The sequence below is a fragment of the Aggregatilinea sp. genome (assembly GCF_036822615.1).
Taxonomy (GTDB): Bacteria; Chloroflexota; Anaerolineae; order Aggregatilineales; family Aggregatilineaceae; genus Aggregatilinea.
This window is the reverse complement of sequence record NZ_DAISHJ010000075.1, coordinates 23,320-23,868: the sequence shown is the minus strand read 5'-3', so window position 1 is coordinate 23,868 and position 549 is coordinate 23,320. Positions and strand designations below refer to the sequence as shown.

Here is a 549-nt window from a genome sequence, read left to right as displayed (position 1 = left end):
GATCCCCACGCCGCGCCGCGCGCCGAACAGGTCGCCCGCCAGAACCCCGGTCAGCGCCGCCGCGCCTGCCGCCGCAATCGCCGGGACCAGCAGCACGAACAGCGACGCCAGCCCGGTCCGGTGCGCGTGATTGACCTGCGCCAGCGCGTCGCCGAGCGCGTAAAACGGCGCGGCGATCAGCGGCAGGCCGGGATCGTACTTGCCGTACCAGCGCCCATTTTGCCCCGCGACGATCTGCGGCAGGCTCGGATCGGGCGCGACGGCGAACGAGCCGCGTTGTACGAGGGATTCCGTCGTGTGGAACATCACGTCGCCGTCGCTGGCGTAAAAGCTGCCGCCCAGGAACAGCGCGTAAAAACATGCCAGCAGCAGGACCAGCGCGCTCCCCGGCGCTCGATGCCGCATCGCGCTACTTCAGCCGCCGGTACGCGCCATCGACGCGCAGGTACACCACGCGGAAAAAGTCGGTGGCGTCCAGGCGCAGCACGCGCGGCGACCCGGCCACGCTCAAAAAGCCGTTCGCGTCGCGCGCGGCACCGGGCGCGCTGG

General features: G+C 71.2%; 1 protein-coding gene. It reads right to left on the bottom strand.

Annotated elements, in window-relative coordinates; all coding sequences use genetic code 11:
• Positions 1-405: hypothetical protein (locus V7116_RS17670; protein ID WP_324393283.1), on the bottom strand; the 405-nt coding region annotated here is incomplete at its 3' end.
• Positions 406-549 lie beyond the last annotated feature (144 nt).